Source organism: Paraburkholderia sp. C35 (assembly GCF_003121405.1).
Taxonomy (GTDB): Bacteria; Pseudomonadota; Gammaproteobacteria; order Burkholderiales; family Burkholderiaceae; genus Paraburkholderia.
Map to the genome: position 1 here is coordinate 1 of NZ_QBUY01000021.1, position 19,494 is coordinate 19,494.

General features: G+C 61.4%; 17 protein-coding genes. 2 read left to right on the plus strand and 15 right to left on the minus strand.

Annotation, left to right across the window (positions count from 1 at the left end; translation table 11 throughout):
- From DK391_RS15390 to DK391_RS15400, 3 genes are all read right to left on the minus strand, one after another.
- Nucleotides 1-617: ABC transporter ATP-binding protein (locus DK391_RS15390; RefSeq protein WP_162600812.1), on the minus strand; the 617-nt coding region annotated here is incomplete at its 3' end.
- A 195-nt stretch (nt 618-812) separates the two neighbouring features.
- Nucleotides 813-2,207, minus strand: coding sequence for a DUF2252 domain-containing protein (locus DK391_RS15395; RefSeq protein ID WP_109478836.1), 1,395 nt, complete (start codon nt 2,205-2,207; stop codon nt 813-815).
- Between the two features lie 270 nt (nt 2,208-2,477).
- Nucleotides 2,478-2,780, minus strand: coding sequence for a DUF4148 domain-containing protein (locus DK391_RS15400; protein ID WP_109478896.1), 303 nt, complete (start codon nt 2,778-2,780; stop codon nt 2,478-2,480).
- Nucleotides 2,781-3,242: 462 nt separating this feature from the next.
- On the opposite strand from DK391_RS15400, the gene DK391_RS15405 reads away from it, so the two are divergent.
- Nucleotides 3,243-4,919 (plus strand): alkaline phosphatase family protein, encoded by a 1,677-nt coding sequence (locus DK391_RS15405; RefSeq protein WP_109478837.1) that lies wholly within the window; start codon nt 3,243-3,245, stop codon nt 4,917-4,919.
- 272 nt (nt 4,920-5,191) lie between these two features.
- Here DK391_RS15405 and DK391_RS15410 read toward each other — a convergent pair whose 3' ends face one another.
- The 9 genes from DK391_RS15410 to DK391_RS15450 all read right to left on the minus strand — a co-directional run bounded on the left by DK391_RS15410 (nt 5,192) and on the right by DK391_RS15450 (nt 14,612).
- A complete protein-coding gene (locus DK391_RS15410) occupies nt 5,192-6,373 on the minus strand; it encodes a benzoate/H(+) symporter BenE family transporter (protein WP_109478838.1) in 1,182 nt (393 codons plus the stop codon).
- A gap of 161 nt (nt 6,374-6,534) precedes the next feature.
- Nucleotides 6,535-7,689 (minus strand): branched-chain amino acid ABC transporter substrate-binding protein, encoded by a 1,155-nt coding sequence (locus tag DK391_RS15415; protein ID WP_109478839.1) that lies wholly within the window; start codon nt 7,687-7,689, stop codon nt 6,535-6,537.
- Between the two features lie 242 nt (nt 7,690-7,931).
- Nucleotides 7,932-8,567: an N-carbamoylsarcosine amidohydrolase gene (locus DK391_RS15420; RefSeq protein WP_109478840.1), complete on the minus strand. Its 636-nt coding sequence runs from the start codon at nt 8,565-8,567 to the stop codon at nt 7,932-7,934.
- A 31-nt stretch (nt 8,568-8,598) separates the two neighbouring features.
- Nucleotides 8,599-9,633 (minus strand): 2,5-dihydroxypyridine 5,6-dioxygenase, encoded by a 1,035-nt coding sequence (locus DK391_RS15425; RefSeq protein ID WP_109478841.1) that lies wholly within the window; start codon nt 9,631-9,633, stop codon nt 8,599-8,601.
- Entirely contained in the window at nt 9,623-10,486 is an 864-nt protein-coding gene (locus DK391_RS15430) for an alpha/beta hydrolase (protein ID WP_109478842.1), read from the minus strand. Before DK391_RS15430 ends, DK391_RS15425 begins: the two co-directional genes overlap by 11 nt.
- 15 nt (nt 10,487-10,501) lie before the next feature.
- A complete protein-coding gene (locus DK391_RS15435; RefSeq protein WP_109478897.1) occupies nt 10,502-11,254 on the minus strand; it encodes an Asp/Glu racemase in 753 nt (250 codons plus the stop codon).
- 67 nt (nt 11,255-11,321) lie between these two features.
- On the minus strand, nt 11,322-12,527 hold the full coding sequence (locus tag DK391_RS15440; protein ID WP_109478843.1) for an FAD-dependent monooxygenase: 1,206 nt from the start codon (nt 12,525-12,527) through the stop codon (nt 11,322-11,324).
- Between the two features lie 80 nt (nt 12,528-12,607).
- A complete protein-coding gene (locus DK391_RS15445) occupies nt 12,608-13,567 on the minus strand; it encodes a PDR/VanB family oxidoreductase (RefSeq protein WP_109478844.1) in 960 nt (319 codons plus the stop codon).
- Nucleotides 13,554-14,612, minus strand: a complete 1,059-nt coding sequence (locus tag DK391_RS15450) for an aromatic ring-hydroxylating dioxygenase subunit alpha (protein ID WP_204117370.1) — start codon at nt 14,610-14,612, stop codon at nt 13,554-13,556. Before DK391_RS15450 ends, DK391_RS15445 begins: the two co-directional genes overlap by 14 nt.
- A 245-nt stretch (nt 14,613-14,857) precedes the next feature.
- Here DK391_RS15450 and DK391_RS15455 point away from each other — a divergent pair, with 245 nt between their 5' ends.
- Complete coding sequence (locus DK391_RS15455; RefSeq protein ID WP_109478845.1) at nt 14,858-15,691, plus strand: AraC family transcriptional regulator; 834 nt, start codon at nt 14,858-14,860, stop codon at nt 15,689-15,691.
- Between the two features lie 48 nt (nt 15,692-15,739).
- Here DK391_RS15455 and DK391_RS15460 read toward each other — a convergent pair whose 3' ends face one another.
- The 3 genes from DK391_RS15460 to DK391_RS15470 form a co-directional block, all read right to left on the minus strand.
- Nucleotides 15,740-16,756 carry an aldo/keto reductase gene (locus tag DK391_RS15460; RefSeq protein ID WP_109478846.1) on the minus strand — a complete coding sequence of 339 codons (1,017 nt, stop codon included), beginning with the start codon at nt 16,754-16,756 and terminating at the stop codon, nt 15,740-15,742.
- 55 nt (nt 16,757-16,811) lie between these two features.
- Nucleotides 16,812-18,005: an ABC transporter substrate-binding protein gene (locus tag DK391_RS15465; protein WP_239482842.1), complete on the minus strand. Its 1,194-nt coding sequence runs from the start codon at nt 18,003-18,005 to the stop codon at nt 16,812-16,814.
- 142 nt (nt 18,006-18,147) lie between these two features.
- Complete coding sequence (locus DK391_RS15470) at nt 18,148-19,392, minus strand: DUF1479 domain-containing protein (protein WP_109478899.1); 1,245 nt, start codon at nt 19,390-19,392, stop codon at nt 18,148-18,150.
- Between the last annotated feature and the right edge of the window lie 102 nt (nt 19,393-19,494).

Consider the following 19,494-nt stretch of genomic DNA (forward strand, 5'->3'; position numbering starts at 1 on the left):
GGCATGCGGCCTTGCGTCCACAGATCGAGCAGATCGGTACGCAGCGTTTCCGCCGTCAGCACGTCGAGCGCGGAGAATGGCTCGTCCATCAGCAGCAAGGTCGGATCGACCACCAGCGCACGCGCAAAACCGACGCGCTGACGCATACCGCCCGACAACTCACGCGGATACGCATTCTCGAAACCGTCCAGACCGATCAGATCGATGGCGGCCAGCGCGCGCTCGCGACGCTCGCGCGCGCCAACGCCGAGCGCTTCGAGCCCCGCTTCCACGTTCTGCTGCACGGTCAGCCACGGAAACAGCGCGAAGGTTTGAAACACCATCGCGACACCTTCGGCTGGCCCTCTGAGCGGCTTGCTCATATACGTGACGTCGCCGCTCGTCGGCTCGATCAGCCCGGCGATAATGCGCAACAGCGTCGATTTGCCCGACCCGGAGCGGCCCAGCAGGCCGACGATCTCACCTTCGCGCAACGACAGGTTCACGCCGTCGAGCACGAGCAGTTCGCCCTGCCCCTTGTCGAAGCCGCGCATGACGTTCTCGAGGTGCATCACTTCGTCGCCGAGGCGCGGCGCATACTCGAGTACATCGGCCTTCACGGCATGGAGATTTTCCATTGTGTTCACTCTCAGTCGATTCGCACCCGGGAATGAGTCAACACGAGCGTCCTCGCTATGATGCAGACTGTTTGTGACTCGACGATTTGCATGACTGAACAAATAGCTTTCATCGACGACAATCAGCATGCTCTTACTTCAAACACAGAAGACTTCCGCAGATACACAGAACGGGAAATGCGTAGAGATCGCCCGCTACGCGTTCAATATGGCCTGCACGCGGCCCGCCTTAACGGCGGCTTTCAATGCACGCCAGTCGGCCTCGTTCTGCTCTGCATATGCCAGCGCGAATCGCTCGATCGCTTCATCGAACGCTGACGATTTGCCGACATAGCCCGCGATCAACGCGGGATCGCCTGCTTTCGCCATCGACTGGGCCAGTGCCGTGCCGCACGACACCGCATACTCGGAGAGATCTTCTACATCGAAGGTGGCGAAGTCGAAAGCGCCTTTCATGTCGCGTAGCTGGCGCACGTAGAAGTCGCCGCCTGTGTGCTGCATCTTGGACCAGCCGAGAAAGATGTCGCTGGCCGATTGAAGCAGACGCTGCCCCGTCACCACGCGCTGGCCATGATTGCGATACTGGCTGGCGGGCAGATACCCTTCCAGCACGGACGCCCTCGCTTCCTTGAGCTGAAGGAAAAGCGGACACTCGCCATCTGCCATGAACAGCGCCTCGTAGCAGCGCGTGCCCACCGACCCGACGCCCACTACCCGGATCGCGACATCGACCAGTTCGTAACGGTCGAAGAGCGCGCGCCGCTCATCAGGCAGCGTCAGCCGGTAATCGGCAAAGAAACGGCGGACCATATCGTCATACTGCTTGCGTTCCCGCTTGCCTTCTACGGGGATGTGGTACACCAGCGGCCGCGCCTCGCGGATCTGCAGCTTGCCATTCACCATCTCCGTCGCGTGACTCATCACGGAGCGCGATGACTGCAGGCGTGCTTTGTCGATGACAGCCAGTTCCTTTTGCCGCTCTTCGGCGGTATCGGCGAGTTCGAGCAGCGTCGTGGCCCTGAACTGGTAGTACCAGACATCGAGCGTGTCCATTTTGGCGAACGCGGCAATGCGCTGCCGGAACGTCTCGCACAGGCGCCGCACGATCGCGCGTTGATCGCGGGTGACGAAGCCGCGCTCTCGGGCCGCGATCACGAATGAAGCCGCCAGCCTGCGCATGTCCCAGTCGAACGGTCCTGGCAGCGTTTCATCGAAATCGTTGGGCCCGAACAGAATGCGCCGCTCGGGACTCGCAAACAGCCCGAAGTTGGCCAGATGCGCATCGCCACCGAGTTGCACGGTGATATCCGAGTGCGGCAAGCTGGCCAGATCGAATGCCATGACTGGCGCAGACCCGCGATAGAACGCAAACGGATTCGCGAGCATGCGGCCATAGCGAATCGGTATCAGTTCGGGTACGCGCCCCGCGTTCGATGCTTCGAGCAACACGATCGGATCGCGCTTTTCAAGCTTGCAATCCGCAAGCTTTTCTCGCGAGACCTTCTTGCGTGCGGCCTTGCCGAGATTGATTCGCGTTGTCAGTGAGCCGCGGCCTGCGAAGAGGCCGGAGATATCCTGTTCTGTCGTCATTGTGTGGATCGTCGAGTTCTTTCAACGCTTTGATGTGCGCGCACAGGGTCGGTTCCCAGTATGGCCCGATTCCTGTTTCGGCGATGACGATGCGGCGTGGAGAAGCGATTACAGTGCGGGGACGCGCGAACGCAGCAACAGATGCAAACATGCGTGTTTTGGACGGACGGGCGTGCTACCCGTGTCTTCAGAGAAAACAGAACAGCATCCCCCGCCGTCTCGCATCAAGACGGCAGGTTCTGCATATGTGGCCTGACGGCCGAAAACTGCTTAAGACCCGCCGAAAAACACCGGCTTCATTCCACTCGTGCTGGCGGGACGCCCCATTTGCGACGAACCGTTGGTGGCAGGGCCGTAGCCGCTGTTCTGCGCTCCCGCGCCCATATCGGCGGTCGGCAGGTTGGATGGAAAATCGACAGTATTCGCATTGGCCGGATTGAAGCCGGCCTGTTGAAGCTGGGCAAGCTCGGCTTCCACTTGCGCGCGGGTCAGCGATCCTTCCGACTGAGCCATCGATACCATCGGCGCAGCAATGACGGCGACCGCGCAAACTGCCTGGACTAACGTCTTCATCATGGCCTATCTCCTGGTTGCAACGGCTGGCTAACACTCCCTTCTGATAGTCAGCCGATAAAAGAGTAGACGAGCAACCCTACAGTATTCTTCATCGATTCAACGCAGAGAGTCGTGATGTGAAGCTGCACTGCTCGCGCAACAGTCGATCGTTGCAGTGCGACGCACATTGGCCCTCGCCATTTACAAAGGCATGAACGAAACGCCCGTGGCCACCTGTCACGACGACTCGTCTGCAAGCGCGCCGAAATCCTTCAAAAACCTCGCAATCGAAAATATCTCGTAAGGACTCTGACGTTGAGCATTCATACGTCGATGCTTTAATGACTTCGCACTCGCGGAGCCACTGTCCCGAGGCCTCCAGCTCTGAACGGCACCAGCAACAGGACGAGTACCTGAAGCACCTGTTTTCTGCGCGCCGCGATCATCCCCGCAAGATGAATTCCAAAAAAGGAGCCACATATGCAATGGCGTCAGGTAGCACTGGGTTCGCTCACGGCCGCAGCATTTGCATCGACAGTCGCGTGGAGTGCCGGCAGCGACGAGCACGGCAGAGACGGACGGAACGAAACCCATACGGCAACACCTATCAAGCACCTCGTTGTGATCTATGGCGAGAACATTTCGTTCGACCATTACTTCGCGACCTATCCGCACGCGAGCAATCCCGCGGGCGAACCGGCATTTCGCGCGCAGCCAGGCACGCCTGAAGTCAACGGCCTGTCAGGCAGCCTGCTCACAAGCAATCCCAATGCGACCAATGCGGCGAATGGGACGAGCGCGGCCAATCCGTTCCGCCTCGACCGCACGCAGGCCGCCACCGCCGACCAGAACCACGCGTACACGGCCGAGCAGCAGGCCTACGACAACGGCGCAGCCGATCTCTTCCCCAAATTCACGGGTAAAGGCACGGCAGGCGGCGCAGGCGCGTTCGGCACGGCTGGCCAGGTAATGGGCTACTACGACGGCAACACGGTCACTGCGTTGTGGAACTACGCACAGCGCTTTGCGATGAGCGACAACGCGTACACATCGACATATGGTCCGTCCACGCCGGGCGCACTCGAAGTGGTATCCGGCCAGACCAACGGCATGAAAGTCGTGCTGACCACCAAGCAGCCTTCCGTCGCCGGTTCGTACTATGTGAACGACGGGCAAGGCGGCTTCACGATGATCAACGACGTCGACCCGGCCAACGACATGTGCTCCAGCACCACCGATACCGCGTTGATGAGCGGCAAGAATATCGGCGACCTGCTGAACGCACGCGACATTTCGTGGGGCGGCTTCATGGGCGGCTTCAACCTCGGCACGACGAACAGCAACGGCACCACGGGGTGCAAGCGCAGCACGCTGTCCACTGTCGTCGGCGCTGCGACGGCCGACTATATTCCGCACCACAACTGGTTCCAGTACTACGCTTCGACGGCGAACCCGCAACATCTGCGCCCGAGCTCGATCCGTGCAATCGGCCACAGCAAGGGAAAGGACAGCAGAACGCCTGACCCCGCCAACCATCAATACGATACGGACGACTTCTTCGACGCCGTGAAGGCCGGCAATTTCCCGGCAGTGAGCTTCCTGAAGGCACCGGCATACCAGGACGGTCACGCGGGCTATTCCGATCCGCTCGACGAACAGGCTTTCGTCACGAAGGTGGTCAACTTCCTTCAGCAGCAGAAGGAATGGGACGACACGGCCGTCATCGTTGCATGGGACGACTCGGATGGCTGGTACGACCATGCGTACACGATGCCGACGAGCGCCTCGTATGATTCGGTCGCCGACCAGCTGAATGCGCCGGGTATCTGCGGCACGGGTTCGGCACACAATGGCGTAGCGGGCAAACCCGTCAATGGCCGCTGCGGTCCCGGCACGCGCACGCCGTTCGTCGTGATCTCGCCGTGGGCGAAGGAAAATCACGTCGACCATACGCTGATCGATCAGTCGTCGGTGGTGCGGTTCATCGAAGACAACTGGCTCGACGGCGAGCGTCTCGGCGGTGGATCGTTCGATGCACATGCCGGCAGCATCATGGGCATGTTCGACTTCAATCGGCGCGGTGATGGTCACAATCAGCGCAAACTCTTCCTCGATCCGACCACGGGTCTGCAGGTCGAGTCGCCGCCGAAGATCTGACGCCAGCACGGCGTCGTCAATCGACGCATGACGTAGTGCGCCCTTGCCTGCAGATGCGGCAGCATGGGCGCATTTTTTATACGCGAGCCCGCGACGCGTGATGCAGTATCTGTGCGAAGGCACTCACGCACAGCAGCATCGATTCGCCCGTATCGAAATGCAGCGCGCACATGACTACGGCCACTAGGAACGACAGAAAGTAAATCGCTGAAAGAAGCGTTTCGCGCTGCGGCGCCACCATCGTTGGCCTCGTTTTTCAGGTAGATAAAGCGCTATCCGCGCTCGATGATGTGACACACGGCGCAACCCGCGACCACACCCCAGAACGGCGAACCGATACCGAGCAAACTGAAATTGGCACTCGTCACCACGAACACGACGAGCGCGCTCATCGGATACGGCGATGAAAAGGCCGAAGCAAACGCCTTCTCCAGCACGCCGAGCATCGCCAGTCCTGCCAGCACCACGACGAAGGCAGCCGGCAGCGTAGTCAGCAGCCACACATAACCCGTCGCGCAGCATCCGATCGCGATGAACATCGCGGAGGCGATCAGTGCCGCCACATAGTGGCGGCCATACGCGCCACCCGAGACAAGGATCGCATTCGACGGTCCTGCCAGCACCGACGGACATCCACCGAACACACCCGTCAATGCCGTCAACACGCCGCTGCATAGCGTGACGAGCTTCGACGACGTCGCATAACCCGCATTGCGGATCACTGCAATGCCCTGCGCGTTCTGCACGAACAGCACCGTGACGAGCAGAGGAATGAGCAACTGCGAAATGGCATGCAGATTGAACACGGGACTGGTCAGCATGGGCGTGGCGATCCACGCGTTGCTGCCGCCATGCGGCCAATGGAAGCCGCTGACAGGCAGCATCACCGCGCCCGCCACAACCGCGCCGATGATAGGCGGAATGGCCCGCTTACCACGACGTTCCATCCACGTGAGCACGAAGAACGCGCCGAGCATGGCCACGCTCACCAGCGGTGCGCTCGCGGTGGCGTCGACGATTGCGAGCACGTAGCGCAGGAACAGCGCCGCGATCATCGCCATTACGACGGGCATCGGCACCCAGCGGTCGAGCACGGCGACGGCATTCGTGATGCCGAGCAGAATCAGCGTGACCGCGCAGACCAGATACGTCCCAACGGCGGTGGCGAATCCGTATTGCGCGATCACAGGCGCCACTAGCACAGCGCCGGGAATGGTCCACAGAAACAGCAGCGGCTGCTTCGTCTTCCAGCTGATGACAATGCTCGCGAGACCGTTGATCGCGAGTGCCGCAAACAGCCACGAGGACGTCTGCTGCATCGACAGGCCGCCCTGGCGTGCGGCGGCGATGATGATGGCAACGGGGCCCGTCGCCGAAAAGCTCATGCTCACGAATGCGAGCACGACATAAATGGGCCACTCCCGCTGCCGGATTGCGATGCTGGTTGAAGACATGGATGCTTTACGTGTGGGACAAAGATCGTGAGTGCCGGCGTTGATCGCAGACAGGCCCGCAACAACAGGCCTGAATGTCTTTCGCCCGTCTCGTCATGAAGTCAACACATGCTATCAATACAAAATTCGGCGGACCATCCCTGCCGATAGTCCGCCAGGCATCAACTGCCCGCCTTCGTGACGATGGGCGACCAGGCGTTATCCTTCACCTGATAGAGCGTCGACGCAGCGTCTTTCAGATCACCGTTCGCCTCGAACACGATCTTGCCCGTCGATCCCTGATAGTCGCTCGACTTGATGGCTGCATTGAACACCTCCGGCTTCACCGAGTTCGTCTGCAGCATCGCCTTGATCGCGAGACCGGCTGCGTCGTACGCGAACGGTGCGTAGGCGAGCATGTCGGTGCCATACGTCTTCTTGAAGTCGCTCGCGAAATGCTTGCCCGCCGACGTCGATTCGAGCGGATGCCCGTACTCCCACGCCATCGCGCCCTCGGCGGCCGGACCGGCGAGCCTGATGAAATCCGCGTCCATCACGCCGCCACCGCCGACGAATTGCGTCTTCATGCCAAGCTGCCGCATGCGTTTGACGATCATCGCGGCTTGCGCGTCGAGCACGCCGCAATACAGCAGATCGACGTTCATGCTCTTGATGTGCGTGAGTTGCGCGCTGAAATCGACGGCCTTGTCGCTGGTGAACTGCCGGTCGACGATGGTGCCGCCTGCCGCCTTTACGGCCTTTTCGAACTCCTCGGTCTCGCCCTGTCCGAATGCCGTGCGGTCGTCGAGCACGGCGATGCGCTTGGCTTTCGTCACGAGCATCGCGTAGTTGCCTGCCGCACCTGCATTCTGCGCGTCGTTGGCGATCACGCGGTACACCGTCGACAACCCAGCCTGCGTGATGGTCGGGTTGGTGGCCGACGGCGTGAGCATCGGGATACCCGCCTTCGCGTAGATCTGCGACGCGGGCAATGTCGTACCTGAATTGAAGTGCCCCACCACCACCGTCGCGCCACCGTCGACAAGCTGCTGCGCAACCTGCACGCCGATGCGCGGATCGGCCTGATCGTCACCCGACATCACTTCGAAGCGGACAGGCGTGCCGCCGATCGTCGGGTGCTTCGCGTTGGCCTCCGTCACGGCCATCTTCACACCCGCTTCGATGTCTTTGCCATACGCGGCATTGCCACCCGACATCGGCGCAACCACGCCGATCTTCACCACCGTGTCCTGTGCCTGCGCACCGACGGCGAAAACCGACAGCGCGACGCCGATCAGACATGCAACAGGACGAAGCTTGAACGCACTGGAACTCATCTCGAATCCTTACCAGAAAGAATGAATGAACGAAGCGAAAATCCGGACCATCCGCCGCGTGGCAGGATCCGACACCTACTGGCGAGCGCCCTTCAAGATCGTTGCGTCTCGCATTGACACTGCCCCATCGTTGGCCCGCTGTGGCAAGCCACGGCAAACCGCCGAATCCGGCGACCAGCACGTCCCCTCTTCTGCTCTTCTTCGTCTGTGGTTGTGTATCTCGTGGCCTCTCTAGTGCGCGCTCAACGTTGCGGCGGCAGAGCGCCGAACATTGCCAGCGCGTCGTCGCGCGGCATCACGGCGGCGTACTTCTGCGCCATGTCGAACAGATTCGCATCGTGCGGCGCGATGGCGCGATCGCCCACGCAATCGGACAGCACGAATGGCCGGAAGCCGTACTGCATCGCATCGACGACACTCGCGCGCACACAGCCACTCGTCACCGCGCCCGCGATGACCAGCGTGCGCACGCCACGATGCGCGAGCCATGCGGCGAGCGACGTACCGAAGAACGCCGACGGCACCGATTTGCGTACGACCAGTTCGCCGTCACGCGGTGCGAGCTCGGGGACGATCGCGCTGTTGTGCGCATGTTCCTTCAGCGTCAGCATGCCCGGCACCTTGAGCGAGAACACGTTGTGATCCGCGTCGTCATCGGCGTAGACAATGCGTGTGTGGGCAACAGGCCAGCGCTGTGCGCGCGCATGAGCCAGCAGCGGCACCGTGCGTTCGATCGCGGCGGGAATGTTGCCGCCACCGAACACCTCGGGATCGGCGAAGCCGTTCACGAAATCGATGATCAGCAGCGCGACTGGCGCGAGCGGTTCGAGCGTCGAGCCGAAGCCCTGGCGGCGGTAGGTGTCGAGTTCTGTGGACATGATGTCGGATGTTGAAATGCCATGAATGCGGTCAGTGATCGATTACCTTGCCGTGACGCACCACGGCCTCGCCGTCGAGCGAAACGGTGCAATCGCGTAACGGAATATCGATGTGGCAGGCCGTCGTGCGCGCGCCGCCCGCTTCGTTGTTGGGCCCGAGCGAAAAGAGGAAATTGCCTTCATAGGCGCGTGCATCCATGCCGATGGTCGCTTCGCGGTCGTACAGTCCAAGCGTCGACCAGCGGGCGCGCGGCTGCAGTCCCCAGCCGATGTGTGAGATCGCGTACGCTTCCGGGTCGCGGAACGACTCCATGTAATCGCGCAGCAGCGCCGCATCGACATCGCCTTCGATACGCGTGGCGAAGCCGTCTTCGACCGTCAGTTCGATGGCGTCCTGCACGTAGCGCTTTTGCGGCAACAGGATGTCGCCGCGATCGATCACGATACGGCCATGCGCGCGGCCCTCGTCGGGAAACGTCAGCACGAACCCGCTTGGCCAGTGGTCCCAGCGGCCTGGCTCATCGACGAAACCGTACTCGGCAATCGGCTCGAATTCGCCGATGGGACAATGCAGGTCAGTGCCCGCCCGCGAACTCACATGCATCGTCTTTGCACGGGCAATCCGCGCCTGGGCGTTGAGCACGCGTTCACGGTCGGCCGTGTTGGGCACCAGACGCGCGAGCACTTCGGGCGGCTCCACGGCGAGCAGAATTTTCGTGCCTGTTTTAAGGATGTCGAGTTGCTCGGGTGAGAACAGCAGCGTCATCAGATCGAGCACGAGATCGCTTTCTTTCAGCGCGGCAATCGCAGCGCGATTCCCCGTCAGCGGCGTGGTGCCGAGATACGCCAGCGAATCGCGGCTAAGCGCCTTCTCGCCATTCACGGGCGGCAGATCGAGACGATTCACCACAGCACCCATCGACTGTGCGGCGATCAATGCCGTGGCGAGCGTCTGAGGATGCGTCGTCGCGCTCGTCAGAATGGTGATGGTCTGTCCCGCTTCGACACGCGACAGGCGCAGCACCTGCTTCCACGACTCGATCATCTGATAGTCGCTAACCGGCATCGCTTTCTCCCTTTTTCATCGATGGCAACGCTGCGCCGAGAAAGGCGCCAAAGGCGTCGTAGAAGCCTGCTTCGTTATCCCACGGGATCATGTGGCCCGCATCGGCGACGCGGTGGTGCTGCAACTGCGGCATCAGCGCGCGGATTTCATCGACGTCTTCGGGCAGCACCACATCGCCGCGTGCTGCTGTCATCAGCAGAACGGGAATCGACACGTGCGGCATGTCGGCGTGAACGTCGTCGGTATGAAAGCCGTCGAAGCTCGCCAGCACGGCGCGTTCGTCGCAGGTATGCAGCCACTCGGCGCGGCATTGCAGTTGTGCATCGGTCCATGTCGGGCAAAACTCGCGCATCGCGTCTGCCGTCATGCCTTCACGTGCGAGGCGCATTGAATCGACATACCACGGCAGCCTGGCCGGATACGCACGCCGGTTCGGGCCCGACACAGGCGGATCGACCATCACGAGGCGTGTCATGCCTACGGGTTGGCTGCGCGCGGCCCGCACGCCGATGCGCGCGCCCATTGAATGGCCGACTACGCTGTAACGCGTCAATCCCAGTGCTTGGGCGAACGCGATCAGATCGTCGGCTTGTGCGTCGAGCGAATAGTCGAGCGTGTCTCCCGCCGACGACAGTCCGCGTCCGCGCACATCCAGCACATACGTATCGAAAGCCTGTCCGAACCACGCGCCGACGAAGCCCCACGTCGCTGCCGGACTCGTGATGCCCGGCACGATGACGACGGGGTCCCGCATCGCGCATGATCCACGCTGGCCGCCATAGCGAAGATAGTGTTGACGGATGCCGTTCGCGTGCACATTCGCGCCGCAAACGAAGGTGTCAGGTGTGTCCATCGCGCGCTCCGTCGGTCAGTACGCGCCCGACAGCAGCGCGCCCGCACCCGGCACGACCGCTTCGAGTCCCAGTTGCTTGAGCATTGCGTACGGCGTCGCGACGGCAGCGGTGATGACGGGCGTGCCCGTCATGGCCTCGACTTTGGCGATGGCCGGCAGCGACGGCATCTGCACGCAGGCGGACAGCACGATGGCGTCGGCATCTTCGTAACGCAGCGTCTTGACGATGTCCGGCAAGCGTTGCGGGTCGTGTCGCCCGACGGCGAGGTTGTCGGCAATCTCCAGCGCGCAGTAGTCGATCACCTCATAGCCCTCATGACGGATGTAATCGACCACCAGCTCAGTCAACGGCCTGAGATACGGCGCCACCACGACGATCCTGCGCGCGCCGATCACGCGCAGCGCATCGATCAGCGCGCCCGCACTCGTGATGACGGGCGCCTGTGCATCGTTCTCCGCCGTGCGCTCCGTCAGACGCGCCTGCGATACGCGGTGATAGCCATGTCCCATTGCCATGATCGCCACGAGGCACGCATAGCCGAGCACATCGACGCGTGCATCGCTCAATTCCGTCGCGCAACGGTCCGATTCGACATCCATCGCTGCCAGTTCTTCCTTGACGACGCGCTTCATGCGCATGCGGCTGGAGTGGAACGTGAAGCGCTCGGGGCGAATCGTCTGGCGAGCCAGCAGCATGGCGGGAATCTCCGTCTCCATCGTCGTATTCGAACTCGGCACGATCTGGCCGATCCGGTATTGCTTCGTCATCGTCTGTCCCATTTCGTGTATGCGCCGAATGTGGCTGAGGTTCGCTGCGAGTCCGTGAAGGACGCGCTCATGCCGTTTGATGAAAGCGCTCGGCGCAGCGAACCGCGTCGTACTCGTAAACCCATTCCGCCTTGATGCCGACAGCGTTCGGATTGTTCTTCTGCTGCAATTCCATTTCGCGGTCGCGCTTTTCCTGCTCTTCGGGCGACGCAAGGTGATAGGTACGCCCGCGTTCACGCGCTTCGAGTTGCACGCGCGCGGTGCGCGGACGCCGCTCGGCCTCATAGGCGGACAGCGCATCGTCTATCTGTTCGAAATGCACCAGCGCTTCGGCGAGCACATAGGCGTCTTCGATGGCCATCGCCGCGCCTTGCGACAGGAACGGCAGCATCGGATGCGCAGCGTCGCCGAGCAGCGTGGCGGCACCCTTCGACCATTGCGTCATCGGATCGCGATCGAACAAGCCCCATTTGAAGGTGGTGGAGCTATCCGTGAGCTTGAACAGATCGACCAGATCGGGATGCCATCCTTCATAGGCATCGAGCAGTTCTTCGCGCGAACTCGGCTCCGTCCACGATTCGGCGCCCCATTCAGCGCTCTCGTTCACCGCGACGATATTCACGGCCGCGCCGCCCTTGACGTAATACGTGACGACGTGCGCTTTTGGTCCCATCCAGAACGACGCGTCGGGACTCACGAACGGCAACGGATGCTGGTCCACCGGCACGAGCGCACGCCAGCACATATGCCCCGTGAAGCTCGCAGGCGCTTCGCCCCACAGCGCAGCGCGCACCACGGAATGAATCCCGTCCGCACCGACGATCAGATCCGCCTCGTACGACGTGCCATCTGCGAAGTGAGCCGTCGCCTTGCCGTTGCTCTGCGTGATGCGCTCGCACTGCGCGTTGAACGTGACGTTCTCCGGCTTCAGATCGCGCGACAGAATGGCGTGCAGATCGGCACGGTGCACGTGATAGAAATCGGCGCCGAACAGGCGTGGGCAGATTTCCTTGAGCGGCGTGCGAAAGAGTTGCCGCGCGCTTTCCCAGTTGCGGCCCATCATCGCTTCAGGCAGGAAACCGACCGCGGCAAGGCTCTCTGCCAGTCCCAGTGCCTTCAGCACCTTGACGGCATTGGGCGTCATCTGCACGCCTGCGCCGATCTCGCCGAATGCCTGCGCGCGTTCGAACACATGCGCTTCGATTCCTTTTTGCTGCAGCGCGAGGGCGAGCGTCACGCCGCCAATCCCACCGCCGATGATTGCGATTTTCATTAGTCATCCTTTGTTTATGGCATGGACCGATCCAGCTTTCATCCTTCGATCTTGCCGTTGTGTTGCCCGTTAAAGCGCCATCAGATGTCGAGTACGAGAGACGATCCCACGCCTCGCGAGCAACAGATCATCATGCAGCCATGCGTCTTGCGCTGCGCGGGCGTCAATACCGCGTCGCGATGGTCTACCTCGCCCGCCAGCACCTTCACTTCGCATGCTCCGCACACGCCTTCCTCGCACGAATACGACACGTCGACACCGGCATCGAGACACGCCTGCAAGAGCGTCTCGCCTGCCGTGACGGTCAACGTGCGATTGGAACGCACGAGCCGCACCTGGAAGGCGTCGGCGGGCAGGCTTTCCGGCGCGCTGAAGCGCTCGCGATGCACGCTTTCCTGAGGACGGCTGGCGCATATCGCATCGAATTCCTGCAACATCGGCTCCGGGCCGCAGCAATACAGTTGCGTATCCATCGGCAGATCGCGGATCACGTCGCTGATACGCAGCGAAGGCTGGCCGGGCGCCGTGTCGTGCATCAGGTGCACGCGTTCATCCGTGCACAGTTCGTCGAAGAACAATGTTCTGCTGCGATTCGCGGTCCAGTAATACAGTTCGACCGAAGCGCCCGCCTGTTTCAGGTTTCGATACATCGACACGATCGGCGTAATGCCGATCCCGCCCGCAAACAGCACATAGCGCTTCGCACCGTGTTCGAGCCGGAAATGATTGCGAGGCATCGACAGGCGATACGTCTGCCCAACCACGCTGTCGTAATGCAGCGCCCGCGATCCGCCTCTTCCCTGTTGCGCCACCTGCACCGCGACGCTGTAGCTCGAAGGCGTGGCGGGCGGCCACAACAGCGAATACTGCCGCCGATGCTCCGCACAGGTCTGCACGTCGATATGCGCACCCGGCTCGAAATCGGGCAATGCCTGTCCATCCACTGCGGCGAACCTGTACAGGTTGATCCCGTCCGCGCCAAACGAGATGTCGCTCAATCGCAGCGTGAGTTCATCATCGCGCGTGTCAGATGACGCCATACGAAATTCCCTTGTTGCGAAGCCACATCCGATAACGTTGCCCCATCAGATCCGTGCGGTGATGCAGTTCATAGCGCAACTCGGTCGGGATGCGTTCGGGGCGCTGCGTTTCGACGATATCCTTGTCCTGGTTGAAAATGATGTCGGCGCGATCCCGCACAGCTTGCGGGTCCGGCGCGGGCTGCACGTTCAGCGCCGCGCAGACCCGCACGATGCAGTGTTTGTCGTCGATCATCTGCACGGTGAAGAACGTGCCGAACAGGTCCGAGTGATCGGTGATGGGCTGGCCGTTTTCATCCGAGCGTTGCGTGCGCTTGCGGAAGTACGCCACCAGCGGTCGAAACGCGTGATAGGTGTAATAGGCCACCAGCGGGTGACCCGTCGCATCGCCCACCGGCTGGAACACGCGCACTTCGGAAGACTTCAGTCCCGTTTCGACTTCCTCGACACCGTAAGGATCGAGCCGGTCGGCATTGTCTTTCACGCCATTCAGTCCCGCATGCACGAAGGGGAAATGCGACGCGTCGATAAAGTTCTCGATGGCGCGATAGCCGTTCGCGTTGTACACATACGGACCGCTATGCACTTTCATGAAGTCGGAATTGTCCCAATCGGGGAATGCGGGGATATCCGCTTGCGGCTCACCGAGGCACACCCACACGAAGCCGAAGCGTTCCTCTGCGTGATAGGGAAACGCCACCGCCTTTTTCATGGGCTTTTCGTCAGGGGCAGCGGGCATTCTCGTGCACTTTCCGCTGCAGTCGTATTCCCAGCCGTGATACGGGCATACCACGTGATCGTTCTTGATCCATCCCTTCGAGAGCCGCGCGCCGCGATGGATGCACAGGTCTTCCCACACGTGGATCTGGCCGGATTCGTCGCGCCACACGATCAGATCGCGTTCGAGCAGACGCGCGGGATAGATCGTCCCCGCCTGAAACTCGTCGGCGTAACCGACGACATGCCAGTCGTTGAGCAGGACCGGGTCCTGACATCCATCGAGGGCAGTAATAGGTATGACTTTCATCTCGCCAGGCGCGTTCATCTCGTCCTTCCTGTTGGGGTGCAGTTGCGCGCTGTGTTTCGCGCTGAATCGTCGGTATGGGACAAGTATTGGAGGACAATTTTGTCTTGTCGTTTTAATAGACCGTCATTCGATCTTCATATCTCGCCATTCCGTTTTGGTGCAGTGCGGGCGCAGTGCAGGTGCCGTGCGGAATTTTTTCCGTGTTGTCAGAGGCGATTTTGTACGGGTAAATCATGGCGTGATCCCGCAGCCGGGCAGATGCCATGTCCTATACGAAGACGCTGCACGGGTCGTACTCGCAGTTCGATCCCGATGTCACGCCAAGACCCGCTGTCGCGCTGCGCGTCGATCTTTCCGCAGTGGAAGACGAACAGCCCGTGCATCAGCACCGCAAGGCGCAACTCGTCATCTCGCTGCGCGGCAGCGTGATGAGCTGCGTCGCCGATGCGCTATTGATGGTGTTGCCCGAGTCGGGCGTGTGGATTCCGGGCAGCGTGCCGCATAGCAACAAGGCCAGTCCCGATGCACAGATCATTTTTCTTTTCGTCGATCCGACGGCGCTGACGCTGCCGTCGCATTCGTGCATCCTCTCGATCAGTCCGCTGGTGCGCGAAATGGTCGTGCATCTCGCCGATCACGGCGACGCGTTTCCGGACGAGCATACGTATGCGCAGTTCTGTGCCGTCCTGATCGATCAGTTGTCGCGCTCGCCGGTCGAGCAGCTATCGCTGCCGCTGACGGTGCATCCGAAGCTGCGCCCCGTCTGCAATGCGTTGATCGATCATCCTGGCGACCGGCGTTCGCGCGCCGACTGGGCGAAAGAAGTGGCGATGAGCGAGCGCACCTTCGATCGTCTGGTGACGAAAGAAACGGGACTCAGTTTTGGACGCTGGCGGCAGCAGTTGCAACTGATTGTCGCGTTGCGCGATCTGTCGGCGGGCGTGAGCGTGCAGCGCGTGGCGCTGACACTCGGCTACGAGTCGACCACGGCATTCATCATCATGTTTAAAAAGGCGTTTGGCATGCCGCCCGGTCAATACATCCTCAACCGTCGTGCGCACTCGCGGCCTGTGCTGGTGCCGCTCGTTGCCGCGTAGGCGGCAACGAGTCGTTATCGCACCTCACCCATCCGGCGCGGTGCAGGTCTATGCAGGTGTTGGCGCATCCTGCCTGATCAGCTCGCGGCGCTTCAATTCAGCCCAGAATGCCGTGGGTATGTCAGTGCGGAAGGTTCGCAGGTTGTCGTCGAGTTGCGCCACCGTGCGCACACCGGGAATGTTGGTGGGAATCGCCGGATGGCCGAGCACGAATTGCAGCGCGGCAGCCTTGAGCGGCACCGAAAAATCCCGGCAGACCTGCTCCATCTTGCGCACGCGTTCCATGATGGCTTCCGGCGCGGGTGCATAGTTGTATTTCGCACCAGGCACGGCACCCGTCGCGAGAATACCGCTGTTGTAACCGCCACCCAGAATGACCGACACCTGCTGCTTTTCGCACAGCGGCAGGAAACCGTCCAGCGCATCCTGCTCCAGCAGCGTGTAGCGTCCCGCCAGTAACAGGCAGTCGAAATCCTGCCGGCGGATCGCTTCGTGCGCGACCTGCCATTCGTTGACACCGAGCCCCACCGCCTTCACCACACCTTCGTCGCGCAGCTTCAGCAAGGCTTTCGACGCACCCGCCATCGCCGCCTCGAACATCTCGGGCTGACGCTCTCCATGCGTAAAGACGTCGATGTCGTGAATCAGCGCGATGTCGATCCGCTCCAGCCCGAGACGCTGCAGACTGTCTTCGATCGAACGCATGGTGCCGTCGTAGCTATAGTCGAAGGCGAGTTCGAACGGCAGGCCATCGACCCACGGCGTAAAGTCGATCTCCGCTCGCCTGCGCGGCTTCAGAATGCGCCCGACCTTGGTCGACAGCACGAATTCGTCACGCGGATACCACCGCAAGCCTTGTCCGCAGCGCGCTTCGCTCAAGCCGTGGCCGTACATCGGCGCCGTATCGAAGTAACGCACGCCTGCGTCCCACGCGGCCTTGATCAGCGCCGCCGAATCCTCTTCGCTGATCGGTCTGAAGATGTTGCCGATCGGCGCGGCGCCGAAGCCCATCACCGTCGTCTCGATGCCTGAACGCGGCCATTTCCGCTTTGCTACCGGGTCCATCCTTATCCTCCCTCATGCGTGACGTTGCACGTCGTTCGATGCCTGATAAAAGGCGTCATTTGACCTTCGCAGCAGCTGCCAGCTTGCGCACGCCTTCTTTCGCGTCTTCGTTCGAGTTCATGAAATTGGTCACGACATCGCTAATCGCGCCCGCCGTCACAGGCGACTGCAATTCACCAAACGCCAGCGACGGCAGGAATCCGCCTGACTTGATCGTTGCCTGCTCATCGGCGCGCGATTTCTTGGCGCAGCTGTCGAACTTGTCCATCGACACATCCAGCCTCACGGGAATAGAACCCTTATAGAGACTGAACTGCTCCTGAAAATCCGGCGACATGATCGTCTTCGCCAGCGCAAGCTGGCCCGGCGTTGCGTCTTTCTGGCCGTGCTGCTGGAAGAACACGAAGGCGTCCGCCGTGTACGTGTACGCATTCGCGGTGCCGGGCGCGGCCGCGCAGACATAATCGACGTCCGCCTTCTTGTTCGCATTCGCGAACTCGCCTTTGGCCCAGTCGCCCATGAACTGCATGCCGCCCGACCCGGAAATCACCATTGCCGTCGCGAGATTCCAGTCGCGGCCGTGATAGCCCTTGTCGAAATACGTGCGGATCTTCTGCACCGTCTCGAACACCTGCACCATCTGCGGTGACGTCAATGTTTTCTGATCGAGATCGATCAGTGCCTTGCGATAGAAGTCCGTGCCTTGCGACAGCACCACCGTTTCCCAGATCGTCATATCCTGCCAAGGCTGACCGCCATGCGCGACGGGCGTGATACCTGCCGCGCGGAACTTGTCGGCGAGCGCGAAGAACTCCGGCCAGGTGGTGGGCGGTTTGCCGCCGACCTTGTCGAGATCGGACTTGTTGATCCACAGCCAGTTGATCCGATGCACGGAGAACGGTGCCGCCACATAGTGGCCGCCTGCCTTCATCGCCGTGTCGATCTGCGCGGGGATATTGGCCTTCCAGTCGGTCGCGGACTTGTCGATGGTGACGAGGGTGCCCTGCTCGGCCCAGTCCTGAATCAGCGGCCCCTTGATCTGCGCAGCCGAAGGCGCGTTACCCGAGATCACCTGGGTCTTCAGGGCAGTCATGGCCGCCGCGCCCGCGCCGCCTGCGATGGCGAAGTCTTTCCACTCGTAGCCCTGTTTGCTCATGTCGTCCTTGAGCACGCGGATCGCCTTCGATTCGCCACCCGACGTCCACCAGTGCAGCACCGAAAGCTGCTCGGCGGCGACGGCGCCCTGCATGCCGGCGATAAGCAAAGCGGCAGCCGTCGCCACCGATGTCAGTGATCGTTTCATTGCAGTCTCCGAATTTTTCTTTATGGATTCGGCAACGCACACGCCGTCATGGCGACCGCGCATGCGTGCCTGTTTCAACTACCGTCAACTACAGATCAAAACCGAGTTGTGCCTTGCCAAGCGATGTCAGATCGCCGGCTGTCGCGCGGCCCGTGAAATCGGTTTCGAAATGATCGGTGGGGAAATCGGGCGGGCTTTCGCCCTTCAGGAAGCTCGGTAACTGGCGCTTCAGATAGGCATCGTTCTTTGCGCAGCCAGGCACCGAGGCGATGTACATCACATTGCTGTAACCCGCGCCCTTGTGCTCGTCTTCGACGGCATGGATCACGTCGCTATGCCAGAACACCGTGTCGCCCGCTTCCATTTTCGGAATCGACGACAAGGCTTCGAACAGCGGCGCATGAAATTCCGGCTTGATGGACAGCGCGCGTCCCGGCATCGCGCCGCACAGGTCGTCGTCGGCGACATCGTCCTGAAGCGCGCGCAGCAGGATATACACCATCGAATTGGCAATGGGCACGAGTTGCAGCGTGCCGTCGCCCGGACCTTGCGGCGTCAGCGCCGTCCAGCCCTGGAACGTGCGGAACATCGAGCAGACAGCAGGCGACGCAATCTCTTCGACATCGGTGCGGAAGGCGGCGTCGAACGCATCGTAGTCGCGCCAGTTGCCCGCAAACACATGGCGATACACCTTGCGGAAATTGCTTTCGATCCAGCGTTCGACGGAGCCGCCATCGCAATGCGCGGACAGGCCGAGCGATGCCGAACCCGGCGGCCGGCGGCGCAGACGGTCGGCATAGACAGGCACATGCTCGGGATCGAAGTGCACGCGGCCGTCGCTTTCGTTGCGCCAGAGCTTGTTGAGGAACACGCGCGCCGTCGTCAGCGCTACCGACTCGCGCGCCAGCACCTGCGGCTTCGACCAGTACACGCCGTAGATCTGCGGCTTGCTCGACGCCAGCTGGCCGAAGTATTTGTCTTCCGCGCGGGTTTCGAGGCGCTTGTCGAGGTTGTTGCGCTCGACGTAGCTGGCGATCTCGTCGTCCCAGCCTTCCACGAGCGCACGCGGAAACACATTGCGGATCACACACGCGCCGCGTGCCTTGACGAGCGCAATCTGCTCCGCGCTCACACGCTGTTCGGCGATGTCGGAGAACGCAATTTCGGGGATCACGTTTTCGCCGCGGTCGCGCTGCGCGGCAATGCGCTTCGCTTCTTCGCTGATGGCCGCTTCGACTTCGGCGAACACTTCCCGATAGTTCGGCAGCGCCGCGCGAAGCTCTTTTTTTGCCTGCCGGATCGCACCCGGCAAGTCGTCGATTACCAGCGCCATGATCGTCTCCATATGTATTTCGTGTCCGGTAGCATATGCCGCGCGAGTCGGCCTTAGTGATACTATTCGGGCAATTACTTTGCTTTTTCAGCCACAAACCAG